Raw genomic sequence first — 1560 nt, 5'->3', positions numbered from 1 at the left:
CCAGTAGCGTTGCCTAAACATGACATGCGGTTGTCAAGTGACGAATTGGGGCGAAAACAGGCTAAAACACTCGACAAACAAAGGAAAATCCCTTATAATAGAGATTAGAGGTAGTCCTTGCCCAAATCTCTTCATAAGGGAGATCACTATGCAGGACAAGGATACCGCAAAATCCACTTTTATGCAACTGTTTAGCCCGGTTTTCTCTGACTCGATCCGAAATCTCTTGATCCACCTGGGGGTTGATAGGTACGCCAAGAAACTAGCCACCCTACAACTGATCCAACTTGTAGTCTTCGCCCATTTGGGGCAGCTCCGGGGATTGCGTGCCATCAGCGGCAGTCTCAAGGATGACCGGCTGAGTCGGATGGTCCAACTTGAATCAATCAGCCCCGCTCAGTTATCCCGAAGATTGCGGAGTCTGCCGCCGGAAATCGTCGAGGATGTTTTTCGGAACACAATTCGAGAATATATCAAGCAATACGGTGTCCATAATGTCAACAACGCCCTCGGCCGGCTGTACCTGATCGATTCCACCACCGTAGGCCTGTGTTTTTCCCGGTACCCCTGGGCCGTATTTACGAAGGCCAGGGGCGGCGTCAAGCTACATCTTAGACTGGCCTTCCACAACGGGAGGGCCCTGCCGGACCAAGCAACCGTTACCGCGGCCAAGCAGTCCGACAAGACCAAAATGGAAGAGCTGGTCGTTGAGGAAGCAGGCGCGCTGAACGTGTTCGACCGGGCCTACTTGGACTACAAGTTGTTTGACCGCTACTGTGACCGGGGCGTTCTTTTTGTGACCCGCCTCAAAAGCAACGCCGTAACAGAAGTAATCGCCGAAAGGCCGGTAGCCCCGAACGGTAAGGTCCAAAAGGATCAGCACGTTATTCTTGGCATCAACAGCATCAGCAGGATGAAAAACCCCTTGCGGCTGATCGAAACCGAAGACACCGACGGCAACCCGATCATCATCCTGACCAATGACTTTGAACGTTCGGCCGCCGAGATCAGTGACATCTACCGCTACCGTTGGCAGATCGAAGTGTTCTTCAAGTGGATCAAGCAGCATTTGCGCGTCAAGCACTTCTACGGACTGAGCCAGCGGGCGGTGGAAAACCAGCTCATTATTGCACTGATCACTTACTGCCTGGTGCTGTTAGTACAGATCAAGACCGGTTTTCAAGGAACATTGCTAACCGTAGTCCAGCAGCTGCGCACCTGCCTTTACGATTCGTTCGCGTCCTTCGTCCGCAAGCTCTACGAGCGGCACGGCCCCAGTTCCAAAGGCCGACGAAGGATGAACCACGAAGCGATCTTCCAAGAAACCTTAAGGCAGGTGACGGCCCGAGAGGCAGATCATCTAGATGATCTGACCTACGACCCGGTAATACTTTAGGTTGTTGCAAAGTGGACCAGGGCTACCTTAAAGACCCCCTTGGTTTTGGCCCTGCCGGAATTTAGACGCTGTATGTATACACCATAATTGTTAGTCAGTGTCTCCGGTGCCCGTTGCCGAATTGGGGGTTGACAACCGGCAACGGTTTTAATGCAACGTTACTG

The 1560-nt window shown here is 52.4% G+C and carries 1 protein-coding gene; it reads left to right on the top strand.

From position 1 onward, the window contains the following. Nucleotides 1-148: 148 nt before the first annotated feature. Nucleotides 149-1396, top strand: coding sequence for an IS4 family transposase (locus tag AB1467_07425; GenBank protein ID MEW6296085.1), 1248 nt, complete (start codon nucleotides 149-151; stop codon nucleotides 1394-1396). Nucleotides 1397-1560 lie beyond the last annotated feature (164 nt).

This window comes from Candidatus Diapherotrites archaeon (genome assembly GCA_040755695.1).
GTDB lineage: Archaea > Iainarchaeota > Iainarchaeia > Iainarchaeales > 1-14-0-10-31-34 > JBFMAK01.
Note: the sequence above shows the minus strand (reverse complement) of the source record. Positions and strands in the feature narration are given on the sequence as shown.